Below are 19,236 nucleotides of genomic sequence, written 5' to 3' on the forward strand. Positions count from 1 at the left end.
ATTGCCAGCAGGAGAGGGCAACGCCTGGGTGTGTTAAGAAGGTTAATCCTGCTGCGCCCCCGTTTACCCTCCGGTATCGTTCGCAAAAAGCAACTTGTTTCGTTTGCGAATTAATATCATTTGGGCGAAGGGTGTGTCATGAACGGTTTCAAAAGTGTGGGGGGCTCGCCATGGGCTCGGGGCTGGCTTGTACTGGGTTTGCTGGCGCCGTTTTCGCTGTCGGCACTGGCGGAAACGGTAGCGACCCAGGCAGCAGCCGAGGATAGCTCGCTCGACCTGCCGGCACTCACCATTGAAGGCAACCGCCTTTATGACATGCTGCCCTCCGAAGCGACCGGTGGCTACAGCGTCGATGCAGCGACCGTGGGCACCAAGACGCCAGCAGCGCTGAAGGACATCCCCCAGTCGATCACCGTGTACACCCAGGACTACGTCAAAGACCGCCAGTTCGTGCACCTGGATGACCTGGCCAAGTACACCGCCGGTCTGCGTACCTTGACCAACGACAGTGGCCGGTCGTCGATATACGCCCGTGGCTACGAGTACAGCGAGTTCAACATTGACGGCCTGCCGGCACCAATGGCCAGCATCTTTGGTACCGTGCCATCGCTGGCGGCGTTCGACCGTGTCGAAATCATGCGTGGCCCGGCCGGGCTGTTCAGCAGCACCAGTGAACTGGGTGGCATCGTCAACATGGTGCGCAAGCGCCCGACCGCCGAATTCCAGGGCCACGTCGAAGGCAGCTATGGCACGTGGGACACCAACCACGAAGAAATCGACCTGAGTGGGCCGCTGGATGACGCTGGCCGCGTGCGCGGGCGTTTCATCGCGTCCCGTGACGACACCAATGGTGAGGTCGACTACAACGCCAACACCAGCAACAGCTACTACGGTGCGCTGGATGTCGACCTTGACGACGCCACCACGCTATCGTTTGGCCTGATGCACGAAGTGAAAAACATCACGCCGCACAATGGCTACCCAGCAACGTTGTCCGGCGAGGTGCCCGACTTCAGCCATTCCCGTTTCCTGGGGGCTGACTGGAACTACTTCGATGGCAAGACCACCGACCTGGTGGCCGAGCTGACCCACCGCTTCGACAACGGCGGCTATGGCCGTGTCGCGGCGCGCGGCTCGCACCGTGACACCAACTACCTTTATGCCTTCACCGCGACCAATGCCAACACTGGTGCCAACTCCGAGCGCGCCAGCGCCCGCGACTTTACCCAGGACACCTACTCGCTGGACGCCAGCTACAGCCAGCCGTTCGAAACCCTCGGCCAGGTCAGCGAGTTTGTGGTCGGCACCGACTACAAGAACTACGACACCGAGTACCTCAACGGCACCACCAACCTGGGCGCCATCAACGTCAACACCTACTCGCCCAAGCAGTTCGCCAAACCGTCGCCCAACTACAGCACCGAGACCGGCATGCAGGAAGAGGAATACGGCCTGTATTCCAAGGTTACCTTCCGCCCGATCGAGCGCCTGGCGCTGATTGCCGGTGGCCGCTTCAGCTGGTACCGCGGTGATTTCTACACCACTACCCTGAGCAGCGGTGCCAGCACCAACGACAGCAAGCGCGTGGACGGCCACTTCACCCCGTATGGCGGCCTGGTCTACGACCTGACCGAGAACCATGCGCTGTACGCCAGTTACTCGCAGGTGTTCAAGCCGCAATCAGACACCGACAGCAACGGCCGGGTGTTGAAGCCACGTGAAGGCGAGCAGTACGAGCTCGGCCTCAAGAGCAGCTATTTTGGCGGCGACCTGAATACCCGTTTCTCGGTATTCCGGCTGACTGACAAGAACCGCGCCACCACCGAATATGACGAGGATGGTGTAGACACCAATTTCTCGATTGCCTCCGGCAAGACCCGCGTCAAAGGCGCGGAAGTGGAAGTGAGCGGCAAGCTGACGCCAAACTGGGAGTTGCTGGCCGGCTACACCTGGATGGAAACCGAAACCCTCAAGGGTGATGCCGAAACCACGTTCTTCATCATGCCGCGCAACCAGGCTTCGCTGTGGAGCAAGTACACCATCAGCCAAGGCCCGCTAACCGGCCTGGCCATTGGCGGCGGTGTATCGGCAATGAGCAGTTTCTACGCCGAGAATGGTGGCGTGCGTATCGATGCACCCGGCTATGCCACGGTGGACGCGATGCTGTCGTACCCGGTTACCTCGAAGCTGACGGCCACTTTCAACGTCAACAACCTGTTTGACCGGGACTACCTGTCGCGGGTGGGATCGACGTCGACGTTCAACTTCTATGGGCCCTCGCGCAGCATGATGGTTGGGGCGCGATACGATTTCTGATCGGCGTGTTTCAGCACGTCTGCGGTCCCTGTTGGAGCGGCCTTGTGCCGCGATGGGGCCAGCAAATGATGAGAAATTGTTGCTACACCACGTGTGCAATTTGTGAAGGCGCACTAGAGTGAACCCCAAGCGGAGCGCTTGCTGCGTAAGCAGAAGGTCTGCAAGGACGCTGGAACGTTGTTGAGATGGACGGCTGGTATTGAGGAGTAAGCCCCATGTAGACAATTCAATCGTTGGCGTCCTGGTATCCCTGTGAGGGGAATATGATTGAAGACCCATATATTCTGTTTACCCGCATTCCTGTTGTAGTAAATGAGCAAGGTGATTTATTTACGGACCCGTTGTGGGTCAAAGATATAGAACTTCATTTGAGCTACATAGAGAATTTCGGAATGTGCTGCCCTGTTGAGAGAGGCCGTGATGTTGACGGGCTGCAGAGCATCGCTCATCTGGATATAAAGTGGCTTTATGAGTTGCGCAAGGATCATGGGTTCAGGTCGGTATTAAAGAACTTTATTCCGAACTTCCTAACTGTCATCAACGCCTGCAAGAAGGCCCAAATTGTTCATTCTGACGGGGCGGGCTGGGCGTTCCCTTTATCTTTCTACGTGTTGCCGCTCAAGCCGTTCTTCCGCTTTCAGTGGGTGGTTGTCATAGAATCTTCTTTCTGGATGCTGGCCCAAGGACAGCCGCGAACCCTCAGAGCAATTATCGAACACCATGTGCACACCCTTTTGCTGAAGCGCTGCGTAAAGCTGGCAAATGCCAGAATATTTACCCAGTCTTTTTACAAGGAATATTTCCTTGGGCGTGATAACAGCCGCACGTTGATCAACCCTGCCAGCTGGCTCGACAAAAAATTCATGGCAAGCCCCGAGGCAGTCAGAAAACGGTTCGAAGGCAGGCGCAACCGTACACTCAACGTGCTTTACCCCTCACGGCTTGTTCTTGATAAAGGTGTTCTGGTAGTCCTTGAAGCCATTAAGCAACTGCAAGTCGAGCACGTTGATCTCACCGTCACCATCATGGGTGAGGGTGATTTGAAAGCGCACTGTTTACGCGTTGCAGCTGAAAACCGTGGCAGCGTCGAGGTGCGGTTCCAGAGCGCCGTTGATTATGGCAGAGACTTTTTCAGCATCATTGCCCAGCATGACTGGCTTTTGGTGCCGACCTTGAAGCAGGAACAGCCCCGCATCATTTTTGACGCGTTCAGCCAGGGCGTTCCCGTCATCGGTTCTGACACAGCCGGGGTACTGGACATCACGAGCAAGCAAAACGCGCTGACGTTTGAAACCGGTAACCCGTCCAGCCTCGCAGCCTGTATTCGTCATGCTGCCCGGCATCCCGAACTGGCATTGGAAATGGGGCTTGCGGGGCTGGAGTATGCGACCGGGAAAACACACTTGCAGATGCACCAGGTGCGCGAGGCATTCCTGAAGAGCAGTTTGACGCCCTCTGCAAGGCCGCGCGCCTGACATGGCCAATGATGGGCTATTCGTTCGGGCATTAAAAAGCCGGCTTGTGGGCGGCGTTATTTATGAATTCTAGCCTTATTTTACTGGGGTTTCTAAAAAATTGTAAGCCTGGCCCCCCATTTGTCCCCCCATGTCGCTGAGGCGTGCTTTCTGTTGACGAAAACGACCCAAATCTCAATCCGCTACTTAGGTAGCAACGATTGAGGAGGGTGTTGTGAGGATTTGCAGTGAAGCAACGCTATATCTTCTTTTTTGTAGATGTGTGCACGGAAGACCTCCAATTGAGCGCGGAAGGCATCAAGGATTTCATTCCAGGGGCGAGACCTGTCTTCAGGTTATGCTTATTATGAAAGAAACCTGAGGCTTGCCTTTGCTCGTTACCTGATCTTGGCGCTTCCTCTATCATGTCATTCGATACTGCTAGAAACCAGTGAGTGTTGTGCGAATCGGATCGCTCATCGGCGGCGACCGCTATAGCCGCGTCGGTTTCAGTAGTTATGGCCTCAAGCCTGAAGCAATTTAGCTTTGGATCGGCCTATTGATTGGCCTCCAAGCCAAGCAAGCGATCTTGAGACCTGGCAGTAGCTGACTGGTCTTGTGGATCAGCGCTTGGGCGGTATCCTGTACCGCCGCATCCAGCAGCGTGATCTTCAGTCTGAACTCGGTCAGGATCGCATCGGGCAGTTCGTTGTCTTTGGCTGGCCTGGCGATGGGGGGGGGCAACTGCTTATCCAGCAGATGCAAGCGTTCTTCCAGGTACTGATCTCAGCTAACTTCCACAGACAGCAGAAGGGAAAATTTCCTAATTAGCAAGGTGATATGCATTCCATTGCCTTGTCTGGGCGGGAAGGCGCACTCGATCAGATGCTGCTTCTAGTTATATAGCTATTAACTATCAATTAATAATAATCCAATAGATTATCTAACTCAGCTACACACCACCTACCGCTCAAGCTAGCGATACATCATCGGTTAAAAAGTACACATCACGTACCTGATATGCGAAACAACCAATCAGGTACCTCACCATGACCAAACGTAACACCTACACCTACCTTTCCCAGTCCGACATCGCCATTCAGATTGAACGACTCGTCCAGGCCATTGCGCAGCATGACAGCCTAGCCTTTCGGTTCAGGCAAACCCGTACAGGTTATGAGCGAGTTGAGGAGACCAGGCTCTCCAGATACTTCACTCACATACGGCAGATGATGGACTTGTTCGATGACCGAGTTGAATACCGCTACAGCGAGTACCTGCAAGCGTTCAGGGAGGCATACCAGGGCATCGGATTGGAGCATCGTCCTACCGGTCCTGTCTGCCTGAATGAAGAGGGTACGACCTACCTTGACCATCATCGCAGCATGAACGTCCTGGTCGCCCGGATCCGTCAGTTGACACGTGAACTATGGTATCGCCGTAAGAAGGATGACCGTCGTTATCTGGCTAGGCGGCAGGCGGGCAGCGTCACCGACTACGTTGATGCCGTGCTTGATCGTTACTCTCGCACCACAATAGTCAGGGTCAATCTGTACTACCTCTCAGAAGCGCAGGTAAGGTTACGTGTCGAGCACGTATTCGACGACCTGGATCGGCTGATTGCTGAGCGTGAGCGCAATCCGATCTTCGACCTTGAGACTGGTTACATCTGCAGTGTTGAACAGGGTGAAGACAGGGGATACCACGTCCATGCAGTTTTCTTCTTCAACGGTAATGAAGTGCGCGGAGACATCTATAAAGCTCAGCAGATTGGCGAGTTGTGGGAGCGTATTACGCGGGGGCAGGGCTACTTCAATAGCTGCAATCACAACAAAGAAAAATACGGGAATAGGCGAGGTATTGGCATCATCTTGCGCAGTGATCGAAATATTCGTCCCCATGTCCACGACGCGGTGCGATACCTGGTCAAGGATGATCAGCAGTTGCGGGTGAAGCCGCTCCGGGGCAAATGCCTGCGCAAAGGATTGCTACGGTAGCTATCTACCTGAAATCTTTACAAGTCGCAGTCCGCGTGCTGGTTCTCAGCTCCCTGACCGGTTAAGGTTCTGCCATCAGCAACACAACCAACGCAAGGAGGAACCTGGGCGATCTTCGCACGACAATCCTCCCTGCGTTCACCCGTTTAAAGGATTCCTGCGTGAACCAGCAACAGCAAAATCTCGCCGACTTCATCTGGAGCGTGGCCGACGTACTACGTGGCGATTTCAAACAGTCAGAGTTCGGGCGCATCATCCTGCCGTTCACCGTGCTGCGTCGTCTGGAGTGTGTGCTGGAGCCAACTCGTGACAAGGTGCGCAGCCAGTTCCTGGCGATGCAGGCCAGTGGCGTGGATATGGATTTGATTCTGCCGACCACGGCAGGTGCCACCTTCTACAACGTCTCGCAGTTCGCCCTGGACAGTGTTGGCTCCACCAGCACCCGCGCCAACCTGGAAGACTACATCGCCAAGTTCTCCGCGAACTCTCGTCAGGTGTTCGAGCACTTTGCCTTCGATGGTTGGTTGAGCAAGCTGGAAAACGCCAACCTGCTTTACCTAGTGACGCAGAAGTTCGCCAGTATTGACCTGCACCCCAACGTCATCAGCAATCACGAAATGGGTCTGGTGTTTGAACACCTGATCCGCAAGTTCGCTGAATCCGCCAACGACACTGCCGGGGAGTTTTTTACCCCGCGTGACGTAGTACGCCTGGCCACCACGCTGATCTTCGCTCCGGACCATCAAGCCCTGAATGGCGATGGCGTGGTGCGTACCGTGTACGACTGCGCAGCCGGTACGGGCGGTTTCCTATCATCAGCCATCGAACAGGTGGCTGAGTGGAACCCCAATGCCCGTCTGGTGCCCTACGCCCAGGAATTGAACCCGGAAACCTACGCCATCTCGGTGGCGGACAAGTTGATTCAGGGTTATGACACCAAGAACATTAAGCTCGGCAACACCCTCTCCAACGATCTGCTGCCCCATGAGCAGTTCGACTACTGCCTGGCCAACCCGCCGTTTGGCGTGAAGTGGGAGAAGGTGCAAAAGCACGTGCAGGATGAACAAACCAGCCTCGGTTTTTCTGGCCGATTTGGTGCAGGCCTGCCACGGGTGGGCGACGGCTCGCTGTTGTTTCTCATGCACCTGCTGTCCAAACGCAAGCCGGTGGAACTGGGTGGTAGCCGCATCGGCATCGTGTTGTCCGGTTCACCACTGTTCAACGGTGGCGCAGGCTCGGGCGAGTCGGAAATCCGCCGCTGGATACTGGAGAACGACTGGTTGGAGGCGATTATTGCCCTGCCCAACGACCTGTTCTACAACACCGGCATAGGCACCTATATCTGGGTACTGTCGAACCACAAAGACGCCGCGCGTAAAGGTCAGGTGCAACTGATTGATGCCACTGCCATGCACGCGCCCATGCGCAAAAGCCTGGGCAGCAAACGCAAGTTCCTGTCTGAAGAACAAATCGCCGAGATTGCCAAGCTCCACGAGGCCGGCGAGAGCGGCGTGAACAGCAAGGTATTTGCCACAACCGACTTCGGCTACCGCCGCATCACCGTCGAGCGTCCGCTGCGTCTGCGCTTCTCGGTTACTCCTGACAAGCTCGTCGCCTATCAGGACACCAAGGGCGCCGATCAGGCCGAAGCCTTCGCCAAGGTATCCGGCAGCTTCGACAACCTGGCGGACTTCCTCAAGGCCGCCAGCATCAAGAAGCTCGGCAAGGGTGCGCAGAAGGCCATGGTGTCCTGCTTTGGCGAGCGCGACGCCGAGGCCCAGCCGGTAATGGACGACAAGGGCAAGGTGCAGGCCGATAGCGACCTGCGCGAATTCGAGAACGTGCCGCTGAACCAATCCATCGATGATTACTTCGCCCGCGAAGTGCTGCCCCATGTTCCGGATGCCTGGATCGACACTGGCAAGGCCGATGCGAAGGACGGCCTGACCGGTATCGTCGGCTACGAGATCAATTTCAACCGCTACTTCTACGTTTACCAACCGCCGCGCCAGCTGACCGAGATCGACGCTGATCTAAAGGCCGTGGAGGCCGAGATCGCAGTGTTGTTGGGTGAGGTGACGGCGTGAGTCATTACAAGCCCTATCATGCGTATAAGGATTCCGGGGTGGAGTGGTTAGGGCAGGTGCCGGAGCATTGGGCTGTCTGCAAGCTGAGCTTCCGATACTCGATTGAGCTCGGAAAAATGCTTGATGAGAAGAAGCTTACAAAGACAAATCTGGTTTCCTATCTGCGCAATCAGGATGTGCAATGGGGCAGCATTAACACCCAGGACTTGCCTGAAATGGATATTCATTCTGGTGAGCTAGAGCGTTACACCATACGAAATGGAGACCTCTTGGTTTGTGAGGGAGGAGATGTGGGGCGTGCAGCCATATGGCGAGGTGAAAACTCAGTTTTTGGCTATCAGAAAGCTTTGCACCGTCTTCGCCATCGCTCAGTAGGTGCTGATACAGCGGAATTTTTCTACTTTTCGCTCCTGACTGCGAAGCAACGGGGCGTTTTCGAGGAGTCTGACTCGAAGGCAACTATTGCCCACTTGCCTGCTGAGAAGTTCCGTCAGTACCGTTTTGCATTTCCACCACTGGCTGAGCAGCAGACCATCGCATCTCACCTCGACCGCGAAACCGCCCGTATCGACGCACTGGTGGAGAAGAAAACCCGCTTTATCGAACTGCTGCGCGAAAAGCGCCAGGCGCTGATCACCCATGCCGTCACCAAGGGCCTCGACCCGGATGTAAAGATGAAAGGCTCCGGCGTGGAGTGGCTGGGGGAAGTGCCTGAGCATTGGGAAACAAAGAGAGTTGCTGCCATGTTCAGGGAGGTTATCCGGCCCGGCCAAACGGATCTGCCTGTGCTCAGTATCTCTATCCACTCCGGGATCTCGGATGATGAGCTGTCGGCAGAGGAGCGAGATCGCAAGGTTTCATTGATAGAGGACCGAGAAAAATATAAGCGTGTTTGTCCCGGCGATCTCGCTTACAACATGATGCGCGCTTGGCAAGGGGGCTTTGGCGCTGTGGCGGTCGATGGATTGGTTAGCCCTGCCTATGTGGTTGCCGAGCCCAGAACAGAGTTTTGTACTGAATATGTGGAGTTGTTGCTGCGCACGCCTATGGCAATTGAGGAAATGCGCCGTTTCTCTCGCGGAATTGCCGACTTCCGCATGAGACTGTATTGGGAGGCTTTTCGTGATGTTGTGCTTCTGTTTCCCCCGGTCGACGAGCAGCAAGCAATTATCAAGACGATAAAACGAGAGGGGATGCGCATTGATGCTTTGGTCAGCAAGACTGAGTGCAGCATCTCGCTGCTTAAAGAACGGCGCTCCGCTCTAATCACCGCCGCCGTTACTGGCCAGATCGACCTGAGGGAGGCGGTATGAATCAAGGCCGCAGCATCCGACTGTTTCTGGTGGATGGCACGCCCAATGGCCTGCTCACTGCCGAGATCATGAACTGGACCGGCCATGTGCTGACCGGCCCGCGCAGCAAGCTGGCTGAGCTGGTGCAGCGCCCCGAGTGCGGGCGTACTGGTGTGTACTTTCTGGTGGGCCCCGACCCGGAGAACAACTTGCGCTCCAAGGTGTATATCGGCGAGTCGGATGACGTGGCCAAGCGCCTCAAACAGCACAACCGCCCGGAGGCCTCCGAGGGTACGGCGGGTGGCAAGGACTTCTGGGAAAAGGTCTGCCTGGTCACCAGCAAGGATCAGAATCTGACCAAGACCCATGTGAAGTACCTAGAAAGCCTGCTGATCGGTATTGCTAATAATGTTGGGCGCTGTGAGTTGATCAATGGCACAGCGCACGACTATGGCAGCCTGCCGGAGTCCGACCGCGCAGACATGGCCTTCTTCCTGGAGCAGATCCGCACCGTGCTGCCGGTGCTGGGCTTCGACTTTCTGCGCGAGCTGAGCAAGCCTTCCGCCGCCGTCAGTACCAGCTCGGTCACTCCGGTCAGCCACTCGCCGCGCTTCAATCTGGAAGTGCCGCGCTACGGCATCAGCGCCCAGGGGCAGGAAATCGACGGCGAATTCTTCGTGCTCAAAGGCTCCAAGGCCCGCGCCGAGTGGGTGGGCACCGAACGTGGCTATCAGGGGTTGTTCAAGCAGCTGGTCGGCGAAGGCGTCATGGTCGCGCAAGGTAGCGATAACCTGGTGTTTAGCGACGACTATGCCTTCAGCAGCCCCAGCGCCGCTGCCGCCGTGGTGTGTGGCCGCTCCGCCAATGGCCGCACCTCTTGGGTGGTTGAGGGCACGGGGCAAACCTACGCGGCCTGGCAGGATCAGCAGTTAAACAGCGTTACCTCCGGACCGGGGGCAGAATGAGCAAGTCAAGAAACGGTTCTGTGCAGCTCAGCAAATCAGTTGCCTGCGTTATGTGCTGCGTGACTTGATGACTAAAACGACGCTGCGTGAACGCTTTGGAATTGATGCCAAAAACAGTGCGATGGCATCGCGGATCATTCGGGATGCAAAAGAGGTACAGGTTATCAAACCGTACGAAGAGGGGTAGTCCAACAAAAACTCACGCTAACCGCCCTACTGGGTCTGAGTGGCGTTGTATTTGACGGGTATTTGATTCGTCGCCTGTTGGGCGGCATATTTTCAAGGCTGAAGCCTCTAAATCAGTACGCTTGCGGCCGTAGCCTGATGTTTTTGTATTTGATGGGTATTTGACTGGTGGCTCAGCTTTTCGGCACCGAGCACTAGGCGGACTCAAAACCAACTTTAGACAAACTGCCTCTCTCTGATAGGACAGGCCAGACGAAGGATCGCCCATGAGCCACATCCACCACGAATGCGAACTCGAACGCCATATTGTCGAGCAGCTGGCTGCTACTGGTTGGTTGGTCGGCAAGTCCGCCGATTATGACGCTGCGCGGGCGCTGTTCCCTGATGATGTGCTCGGCTGGCTGGAGAAAAGCCAGCCGCAGGCCATGGCCAAGCTGCAGGCCATGAACGGTGCTGGCGTTCGCCATGTGGTGTTGGATCGGCTGGTTAGACAACTGGAAAACAAGGTTGATGGCGGAGCGGTAAATGTGCTGCGTTACGGCTTCGCCGTGGCTGGTGGCGGCACCTTAGCCATGAGTCAGGGCTTACCTGAAGATGATCGTAACGAGACGGTAATTCAGCGCTACGCGGCCAACCGCCTACGAGTTGTACCGCAGTTGCGTTACTCGTTGGACAAGACCGACGAGATCGACCTTGCCTTCTTTATCAATGGCATTCCAGTGGCCACGGTGGAGCTGAAGACCGACTTCACCCAGTCGGTGCAGGCTGCCATGCAGCAGTACCGGATGGACCGCAAGCCGGAGCGCAAGAGTGGCGGGCTTGAACCGCTGCTGACCTTCAAGCGTGGTGCAGTGGTGCACTTCGCCATGAGCGACAGCGACATCCGTATGACCACCAAACTGGCCGGGGATTCGACTTTCTTTCTGCCGTTCAACCGGGGAAACGATGGCGCGGCGGGTAATCCACCCGGCGACGATGACAGCTACCCGGTGAGCTACCTTTGGAAGCGGGTGCTGCAGAAGGATAATTGGCTACACATCTTCCATCGATTTGTACTTCAGGAGCGCAAGGAAACCCAGGATTTGAACGGCAAGACCTTCTTCAAGGAAGGTTTGATTTTTCCGCGCTTCCATCAGTGGGAAGGCGTAACCAAGATGATCGACGCGGTGCGCATCGAGGGTGCCGGGCAGCCTTATCTGATCCAACACAGCGCTGGCTCGGGCAAGACCAATACCATTGCCTGGACGGCGCATTCGTTGATCCGTGTGCGTCGCCCGGATGGCGAGCCGTATTTCCATAGCGTGATCGTGGTCACTGACCGCCAGGTGCTGGATCAGCAGTTGCAGGATGCCATCCAGCAGATCGAGCACCAGGCAGGGGTGGTGTGCGCCATCGACCGTCAGCAGTCCAGCCTCCCCAAGAGCCAGCAGTTGGCCAAGGCAATGCTAGACGGCGTGCCGATCATCGTCTGTACCCTGCAGACTTTTCCCTATGCACAGAAGGCCATTCTGGGTGAAACCAGCCTGCGTGACCGTCGTTTCGCCATCATTATTGACGAGGCGCACAGCTCCACTGGCGGCAGTACCGCCGATGACCTGCGCTATGTGCTGACCGGGCAGAGTGAGGACGAGTGGGACAAACTGAGCAAAGAGGAGCGTTTATCGGTATGGCAGTCATCGCGTAGCCGACCGGGCAATGCCAGCTACTTTGCCTTTACCGCCACGCCCAAGCATTCGACCCTAAGTTTGTTTGGCCGCCCGCGAAATGCGGCGCAGCCGGTGAACCAGGAAAATCCTCCGGCACCGTTTCACCTTTACACCATGCAGCAGGCCATCGAGGAAGGCTTTATCCTCGATGTGCTGAAGAACTACACCGGCTATAACGTGGCGTTCAAAATCGGCAGCGAGTTTGTCGACGACAAGCGTGTGGACGAGAAGAGTGCCCGGCGCAAGCTGGCTAAGTGGCTGTCACTGAATCCGGTGAACGTAGGGCAGAAGGTCGAGCTGATCGTCGAGCACTTCCGCAAGAACGTTGCACACTTGCTCGGTGGCCAGGCCAAGGCCATGGTGGTGACCAGCTCGCGTGCTGCTGCGGTGAAGTACCACATGGCGCTGCTGGACTACTGCCAGCGCAATGGCTACGACAACGTGCAGGCGATGGTGGCGTTCTCCGGTGAGGTGCCCAATAGCGATGTGCAGGAAACCGGCCTGCCTGCGGATCACCAATTCAGCGAGACCAACTTGAACCCCGGCCTCAATGGCCGCGATATGCGAAAGGTGTTCGACACCCCGGATTATCGGGTGATGATCGTTGCCAACAAGTACCAGACCGGCTTCGACCAACCCAAGCTGGTGGCAATGTACCTGGACAAAAAAATCTCGGGTGTGGAGGCAGTGCAGACGCTGTCGCGGTTGAATCGAACCTTCCCCGGCAAGGACAAGACCTACGTCATCGACTTTGCTAACGAGGCAGAAGAGATCCTGGCAGCGTTCAAGACCTTCTATCGTGATGCTCAACTGGCTGATATTCAGGACCCGAACATTGTCTACGACATCAAGCAGCGCTTGGATGGCATGTTCATCTATGAGGCCTCTGAGGTCGAAGCGTTTGGCGAAGCCATCGTGAATCGCAATGTCACTCATCAGAAGCTTTATTCGCTGACTCAATCAGCCACCGACCGTTTCAACGGCAAGCTAAAGACCCTCAACGATGCCATCGACCTGTGGGAAAAGGCCTGGGAGGCCGCTCACGACAATGGTGACGAAAAGGGGATGGAGTACTCCGACGTACAACGGGCGGAGTACTGCATGGGTCGTGATGAATTGATGATCTTCAGCGAGAGCCTGACCAAGTTCGTCCGCACCTATGAGTACATTGCTCAACTGGTGGAATTCGGCGACCCTGCGCTGGAAGCTTTCGCCAGCTACGCTCGGCTGCTGCGTAAACGCTTGAAGGGCGTCAGCCCCGAACAGGTGGATCTGGATGACCTCAAACTCAGCCACTACAAGATTAAAAAAGGAGAGGGGCTGGCAGGGCTTTCAGTCGTGGGTGAGACCCCCGAGCTGTATGGCATCACCGACAACGGCTTGCGCGACGCCCGCGACCGGGAGAAAAAATACCTCACCGAGCTGATCGAAAAGCTCAATAACGCTTTCGGCAAAGACATCACCGATACAGATCAAGTGGCTTTTGCAGTGCATGTGTCCGAAAAGCTGCGTGGCGATACCATTGTCATGGCTCAGGTGCAGAACAACACCATGGACCAGGCGATGAAGGCTGACCTGCCGAGCAAAGCCATCCAGGCCATTGCCAGTGCTATGAGCAGCCACACCAGCATGGCGACCAAGCTGTTGAGCGACGAATCCACGCGGGATGTGTTCCTGACGGTGGTGTATGAGTTGCTGAAGAAAGATGCGGGGGCTGATCTGTTCGGTTCGGCGCGGACTTAAGCGGCAGCATCCAAAAGAAAAAAGAAAAACGAGATTGAGGTAGGCAGGAGGCTCAGTAGCCCCCTGTTCGCTTCATGCCGTTTATTCGATTTTGGTTGACTGACCTCCTCAAGACGTGAAGCTGCAGTTCACCAGCGGGAAAATGCTCCGCAACGGACTGTTGAAAATAGCTCAGCGGAGAAATCAACAGACTTCATCAGATCGTCGAGGTTTCAAGCGTATCGGTTTCATTGAACAGTTCGCGCATCACTAACACAAAAGCGTCAGCCGGACGGGACGGCTTCTGGGCTTGCGACGAGGCGATCACGACTCTTTGTGGTGGGATGCTAGCGTCAAATGGGCGACACACGATGGGTCGCCCATCGTAGCTTAAGTCTCCAGCTGGTCGAGTGACGAGAATCGACACTCCGTGCCCATGTGCCACGAGTGAGCGCACCATTTCCACCGAGCGCAACTCCATAATGACATTGGGCTCTACACCGCCCGAGCGGAACAGTGACAGGAAATAGTCGCGACTGTGAGGCAGGTCTAGAAGGATGAAGGGCTCGGTTTGCAAATCCTGAATACACAAGTTGGCTTTTGCTGCCAGATGATGCGCTTCGGGCAGCAGCACATAAGGTGATTGCAGTCCCACCGCCTGTAGCTTGACCTTACGAGCCAGGTTCATGTCATAGATCAGCGCTAAATCAAGGGTGCCGCGCTCCACCCGTTCGATCAGTTCCTCGGTGTCACCTTCGACAATGGCGACTCGTACCTCAGGAAATCGCTGCTTGAAGCGCTCGACCATGGTGGGGATATGTCGCGCGCCCAACGTTGCAAAGCAGCCAACCGAAAGGTCCCCCACCACGCTATCAGTCTCCTTGGCAGAGAGCTGCGCGGCACTTTGCAGTAGCTGCCGAGCTTGCTGATAGCGGCGGGTTCCGGCGGAGCTGAGTTCGATTCCTTTGCCTGGAATCCTCACGAACAAGCGCTCATCCCATAGGGCTTCCAACTCCGCAATCGCGTTTGATATCGATGGTTGGGACACACTCAGCGACTTCGCCGCATTGACGGTACTTCGACACTGGGCCGCTGCTACAAAATATTCGATTTGCCGAAGGCTGAAGTGAATCATTATTTTTAATTCGCTGTATTAAAAGTGCATATTTTTAATTATATACCCAGCCGCTTAACCTCAGTCCATCCACAGCCTGTGTCCTTCCAAAAAACGCGCTGATCTGGCGCAGATGCTGCACTAACAATATCGAGGATTCGCCCATGGCTCGTTCAACTGCGCCTGTTGCACCGAGGTCGGTGATTGAAACCCGTTCCATCGATTACATACCGGAAAACGAGCGTCATGGCAGCGCATTCGGTCAATTCACACTATGGCTGGGTGTGAACCTGAACATCACTGCCATCGTAACCGGGGCTTTGGCGGTGGTACTTGGAGGCGATGTATTCTGGTCATTGATCGGGCTTCTTATAGGTCAAGTGCTTGGCAGCATCGTCATGGGCCTGCAAGCCGCCCAAGGGCCGGCGATTGGCCTGCCGCAGATGATCCGCAGTCGCGTGCAGTTCGGTGTATATGGTGCGGTAATTCCGCTTGTACTGGTGAGCTTGTTGTACGTGGGGTTCTCGGCGGGCGGCACGTTGCTGGCCGGTCAATCCGTGGCAAAAGTGCTATCGATCGCGGACTGGCAAGGTATCGTTCTGTTCGGCCTGGTAACCCTGTTGTTGGCTACCCTTGGATATCGCACCATCCACTCCATTGCCAAAGTGGCCAGTGTGGTGGGCGTCATTGCCTTCATCTACATGTTCGGTGCGTTGCTGGCCCGGCACGATATCCATGCGCTGCTCGACAATCGTCACTTCGTCGCTGCCAATTTCGTGTTTTCAATCTCTTTGGCTGCGGCTTGGCAGATTTCGTATGGGCCATACGTGGCGGACTACTCCCGATACTTGCCTAGTCAGACTTCCAAGTTGAAGATCTTTCTGGCTGCATCGCTGGGCACGGTACTGGGATCACAGGCAGCCATGACCTTCGGCGTGTTTGCCGCGGCCCTCGCCGGATCAGCCTTCTCGGGCCATGAGGTAGAGTTTGTTGTCGGCCTGGGCTCGACGGGTGTGTTGGCAATGATTCTGTATCTGGTGGTCGGCTTCGGCAAAATCACCATGATGACCCTCAACGCTTACAGCAGCTACATGTCCAGTGCCACCATTGTCAGCGCGTTCGGCGGCGTCAGCAAAGTGTCTCTGACCCATCGCTTCATCTATGTGCTGGGAATGGTGTCCGTTGCAGTGCTGATTGCCCTGGCCGGTTCTCACAGCTTTATCAGTGCGTTTTCTTCCTTCCTCATTTTTCTACTGGCGTTCATCACACCCTGGAGCGCTATCAGCCTGGCTGACGTGTTCTTCGTCAACGGTACGCGTTATGACCTGGCGGCCCTCAACGATCCCGCTGGCCGCTATGGCCGTTGGAACTGGCCTGTTATTGCCACCTACTGCTGCGGGGTGCTGATGGAGTTGCCGTTCATTTCCAGCGGTTTCTACACCGGACCGATTGCCCGTGCGCTGAACTATGCAGACGTTTCCTGGGTGGTCGGCCTGCTGGGTACCGGAGCGCTTTACTGCCTGGTAAGCCGGCGAATGGTCGCCAGTGTGCCAACGTCGCTTGCGCCTGTTGTCGACAGCAAAGTTTAACTGGAATGCCAATCCAATCAGCCTTTACTCCTCTCTCAGGTAGTCTTTTCATGACATCGGATGAATCCCGCTTCGCACGCGAAAACTTGCCCGGCGACCCTTATGCAATGCTGTTGCACTGCGCGAACCGCTGGCCGGACAAGGAGGCGCTCGTATTTGACTCTACACCTCAGCGGCTGACCTTTAGCGAATGGTTGCTTGCTTCCCAGACACTGGCTTGTGCCTTGCGGCGGTGCGGGATTCAACCCGGCAGCTCGGTGGCATTGTGGGCGGAAAATAGAATCGAATGGCCAATCGCGCAGGTCGCCGTTGCTGCCATTGGTGCGGTGCTGGTGCCGGTTAATACGCACTTTCGCGAGGACGACCTCCTGCATGTGCTGGACCACAGTCAGTCGGTGGCGATCTTACTTTCCGCGCGCTTTCGGTCCAGTGACTATCTGACCATGACACTGGGCACTCGCAACCGGTTACCCATTCTGCGCGACGTGATTTGCTTCGACGAACCTGAGCTTCACGCTGAGAATTGCTGGAGTTACGCGGCACTGATGAGCGAAGCGCCGGAGTTGCCATTTCAGGCTTGGCCCTGGTCGCCTCGCGAGTTGGCCAGCATCCAGTACACCTCCGGTACCACAGGGCGGCCAAAGGGCGCTGAATTGTGCTTCGAAGGAATGTTGATGAATGCACGAGGCACCGTCGCGCGGCTGGCGGTTACTGCCGAGGATCGCTGGACTTCCATCATTCCGCTATTCCACTGCGCGGGCTGCATTATGAATGTGCTCTCAACGCTGGCCGCAGGGGCCACGTATGTGGGGGTCAGTGCCTTCGATGCCGAGCGAATGTTGCGCCTCGTGGAGGCCGAGCGCTGTACGCTGCTGACGGGCGTTCCTACCTCTTATCTGGCCATGCTGGAGCACCCGCGACGAACACAATACGACCTTTCTTCGTTGCGGGCGGGCACTTGCGGTGGCGCCGATTGCGACCCGGCCTTACTCGAACGCTGCGCTTCTGCGTTCCCGATTCCAGGCCTGGTGCAGGTGTACGGCCAGACCGAAGCCAGCACCCTTATCGCTTTGGACAGTTGCGAGAGTGCCCACCGATTCACCACTGCGGGCATGCCATTGCCAGGTATGCAGGTGCGCGTGTGTGATCCGGACAACGGCCAGGTGCTGGCCTGCGGTGAGACCGGGCAGGTTCAGGTGCGCGGCCCCATGGTGATGCTCGGCTATCATCGTGACCCGCTGGAGACTGCTCGCTGTATCGACCTCGATGGCTGGATGCAGACGGGGGATCTCGGACGCGTTATCGCCGACGGCCGAGTGGAGCTTGTGGGTGGACGGTTACGCGACATGATCATCCGCGGTGGCGAGAACATCTACCCGGTGGAGGTGGAGAACCTGCTACGCGCCCACCCGGCTATCACCGAAATCGCTGTATTTGCCATGCCGGATCCTTTCTACGGCGAAGTGGTCGCCGCGGCGGTCGAGCTGGGTGGGGCGCTCACCGCTGCGCAGGTGAAGCAGGCGTGTGCCGGAAAAATCGCTGGGTTCAAGCATCCGTCCAGGGTGTTCAAGGTCAGCCAATGGCCCATGACGTCCAGTGGGAAAATACTCAAGCGCGAGCTGAAAGCCCAAGCCATGGCGATGCAGTTGGAGGAGTTGCCATGAGCACACCGATCCTCGGCCATCAGCATCACTGCGCATTCGTACCAGGGCTTCAACAAACGGCTGCCGCCATCGGCAATGCCGGGGTGCAGGTGGTATCTACGCCGGCACTTATAGCTCTGCTGGAGGAAACGGCGGGCAGTGGCGTTCAGGCTTTCTGCGTTCCTGGATGGGGCACGGTTGGCACTAAAGTGGATATTGCGCATTTGAGCCCGGCCTGGCCGGGCATAGAGGTGCAGTGCGAAGCCGTGCTGGAGTCGACTAAGGGCCGCACGTTGAGTTTCGCGGTGAGCGCGAGTCAACAAGGACGGTTAGTGATGCGCGGCCATCACGAACGAGTGATGGTCGACCTTAGCCGCTTCTCCATGCCGCAACCGATCAGCGCGGGCGAGCCCATTGAGTTTTTTTTTGATTTTCACAGTCCATGGTGCTACCTGGCTATGCCGCGCTTACGAGAAATCGCCGCTGCCCATGGTCGAGCGATTCATTGGCGGCCCATGCACTTGGCCAACCTGATCGATCACATCGGGGGGCGGCGACCACTGGAAGCATCGCCAGCATTTGTTCGGTGGTTTCAGCAGGATTTGCAGGATTGGGCTCGACTGAGACGCTTGACGCTACGCTACCACCCTCAGTTCCCATTGCGACCTTCCCGTGCTTTGCGTTGCAGCCTGTATGCAATAGAGAAGGGAAAGGGGGCGGAGTTCATCTTCAACGTGATGCGAGCTTACTGGAGCGAAAGCCGGGATATCAGCGATCTGGAGATCCTCGGCGATCTGGCGGTTGCAGCAGGCCTGGACCGAAGAGCAACTATACAGGCTGCTACCGATGAGCGATTCAAGTTGGCGCTGGAGGCTAACAACGATCAAGCGGTGCAGCTAGGTGTGTTTGGTGCGCCGACCGTAATCGCCGATTCGAAGCTGTTCTGGGGCAATGATCGGCTGGAAATGATGGGGGATTATCTAGCGGAGAGTAGCGGTCAGAGCATTTAGTCTCTGGCGATGTGGAGCGTTGAATCAGCCTTCAAGTGTGCGAAAGTGTTTGAATTGCGTCACTTGACGAACCGCTCCTTGGTTCATATTGAGAGCGCATGTCGACTGACTGCTATTGGCAGTAGCTCCCCTGTCTGGCCTGCGGCAAAATCTCT

At 56.5% G+C, this 19,236-nt stretch carries 11 protein-coding genes and 1 pseudogene; 10 read left to right on the forward strand and 2 right to left on the reverse strand.

All coding sequences use genetic code 11. The features are described 5' to 3' along the window. Positions 1–138: 138 nt before the first annotated feature. Positions 139–2,316 (forward strand): TonB-dependent siderophore receptor, encoded by a 2,178-nt coding sequence (locus AC07XM_RS12480; RefSeq protein ID WP_102667883.1) that lies wholly within the window; start codon positions 139–141, stop codon positions 2,314–2,316. A gap of 263 nt (positions 2,317–2,579) precedes the next feature. Then, positions 2,580–3,791: a glycosyltransferase family 4 protein gene (locus AC07XM_RS12485; RefSeq protein WP_102689006.1), complete on the forward strand. Its 1,212-nt coding sequence runs from the start codon at positions 2,580–2,582 to the stop codon at positions 3,789–3,791. Between the two features lie 564 nt (positions 3,792–4,355). Here the strand turns inward: AC07XM_RS12485 and AC07XM_RS12490 are convergent. Beyond that, a pseudogene (locus AC07XM_RS12490) lies at positions 4,356–4,556 on the reverse strand (hypothetical protein); the annotation flags it as partial. Positions 4,557–4,819: 263 nt separating this feature from the next. On the opposite strand from AC07XM_RS12490, the gene AC07XM_RS12495 reads away from it, so the two are divergent. The 5 genes from AC07XM_RS12495 (at position 4,820) to AC07XM_RS12515 (ending at position 13,746) form a co-directional block, all read left to right on the forward strand. Beyond that, positions 4,820–5,767: a YagK/YfjJ domain-containing protein gene (locus AC07XM_RS12495; RefSeq protein WP_102667885.1), complete on the forward strand. Its 948-nt coding sequence runs from the start codon at positions 4,820–4,822 to the stop codon at positions 5,765–5,767. A 161-nt stretch (positions 5,768–5,928) separates the two neighbouring features. Then, positions 5,929–7,854 carry a type I restriction-modification system subunit M gene (locus AC07XM_RS12500; protein ID WP_102667886.1) on the forward strand — a complete coding sequence of 642 codons (1,926 nt, stop codon included), beginning with the start codon at positions 5,929–5,931 and terminating at the stop codon, positions 7,852–7,854. Further along, complete coding sequence (locus AC07XM_RS12505; protein WP_172455923.1) at positions 7,851–9,167, forward strand: restriction endonuclease subunit S; 1,317 nt, start codon at positions 7,851–7,853, stop codon at positions 9,165–9,167. The genes AC07XM_RS12500 and AC07XM_RS12505 overlap by 4 nt, the downstream gene beginning before the upstream one ends. After that, positions 9,164–10,111, forward strand: coding sequence for a GIY-YIG nuclease family protein (locus tag AC07XM_RS12510; protein ID WP_102667887.1), 948 nt, complete (start codon positions 9,164–9,166; stop codon positions 10,109–10,111). Before AC07XM_RS12505 ends, AC07XM_RS12510 begins: the two co-directional genes overlap by 4 nt. Before the next feature lie 452 nt (positions 10,112–10,563). Next, entirely contained in the window at positions 10,564–13,746 is a 3,183-nt protein-coding gene (locus AC07XM_RS12515; RefSeq protein ID WP_102667888.1) for a type I restriction endonuclease subunit R, read from the forward strand. 196 nt (positions 13,747–13,942) lie between these two features. Here the strand turns inward: AC07XM_RS12515 and AC07XM_RS12520 are convergent, their stop codons facing one another. Beyond that, the gene (locus AC07XM_RS12520) at positions 13,943–14,860 is read right to left on the reverse strand and encodes a LysR family transcriptional regulator (RefSeq protein WP_102667889.1); all 918 of its coding nucleotides are present in this window, start codon (positions 14,858–14,860) and stop codon (positions 13,943–13,945) included. A 143-nt stretch (positions 14,861–15,003) separates the two neighbouring features. On the opposite strand from AC07XM_RS12520, the gene AC07XM_RS12525 reads away from it, so the two are divergent. The 3 genes from AC07XM_RS12525 to AC07XM_RS12535 are packed head-to-tail and all read left to right on the forward strand — an operon-like array spanning position 15,004 to position 19,081. Further along, positions 15,004–16,428, forward strand: a complete 1,425-nt coding sequence (locus AC07XM_RS12525; RefSeq protein WP_102667890.1) for a purine-cytosine permease family protein — start codon at positions 15,004–15,006, stop codon at positions 16,426–16,428. Between the two features lie 50 nt (positions 16,429–16,478). Further along, the gene (locus tag AC07XM_RS12530; RefSeq protein WP_102667891.1) at positions 16,479–18,092 is read left to right on the forward strand and encodes a class I adenylate-forming enzyme family protein; all 1,614 of its coding nucleotides are present in this window, start codon (positions 16,479–16,481) and stop codon (positions 18,090–18,092) included. Next, on the forward strand, positions 18,089–19,081 hold the full coding sequence (locus AC07XM_RS12535; protein ID WP_102667892.1) for a thioesterase, FlK family: 993 nt from the start codon (positions 18,089–18,091) through the stop codon (positions 19,079–19,081). Before AC07XM_RS12530 ends, AC07XM_RS12535 begins: the two co-directional genes overlap by 4 nt. Positions 19,082–19,236 lie beyond the last annotated feature (155 nt).

Source organism: Pseudomonas sp. GW460-LB5 (assembly GCF_059423245.1).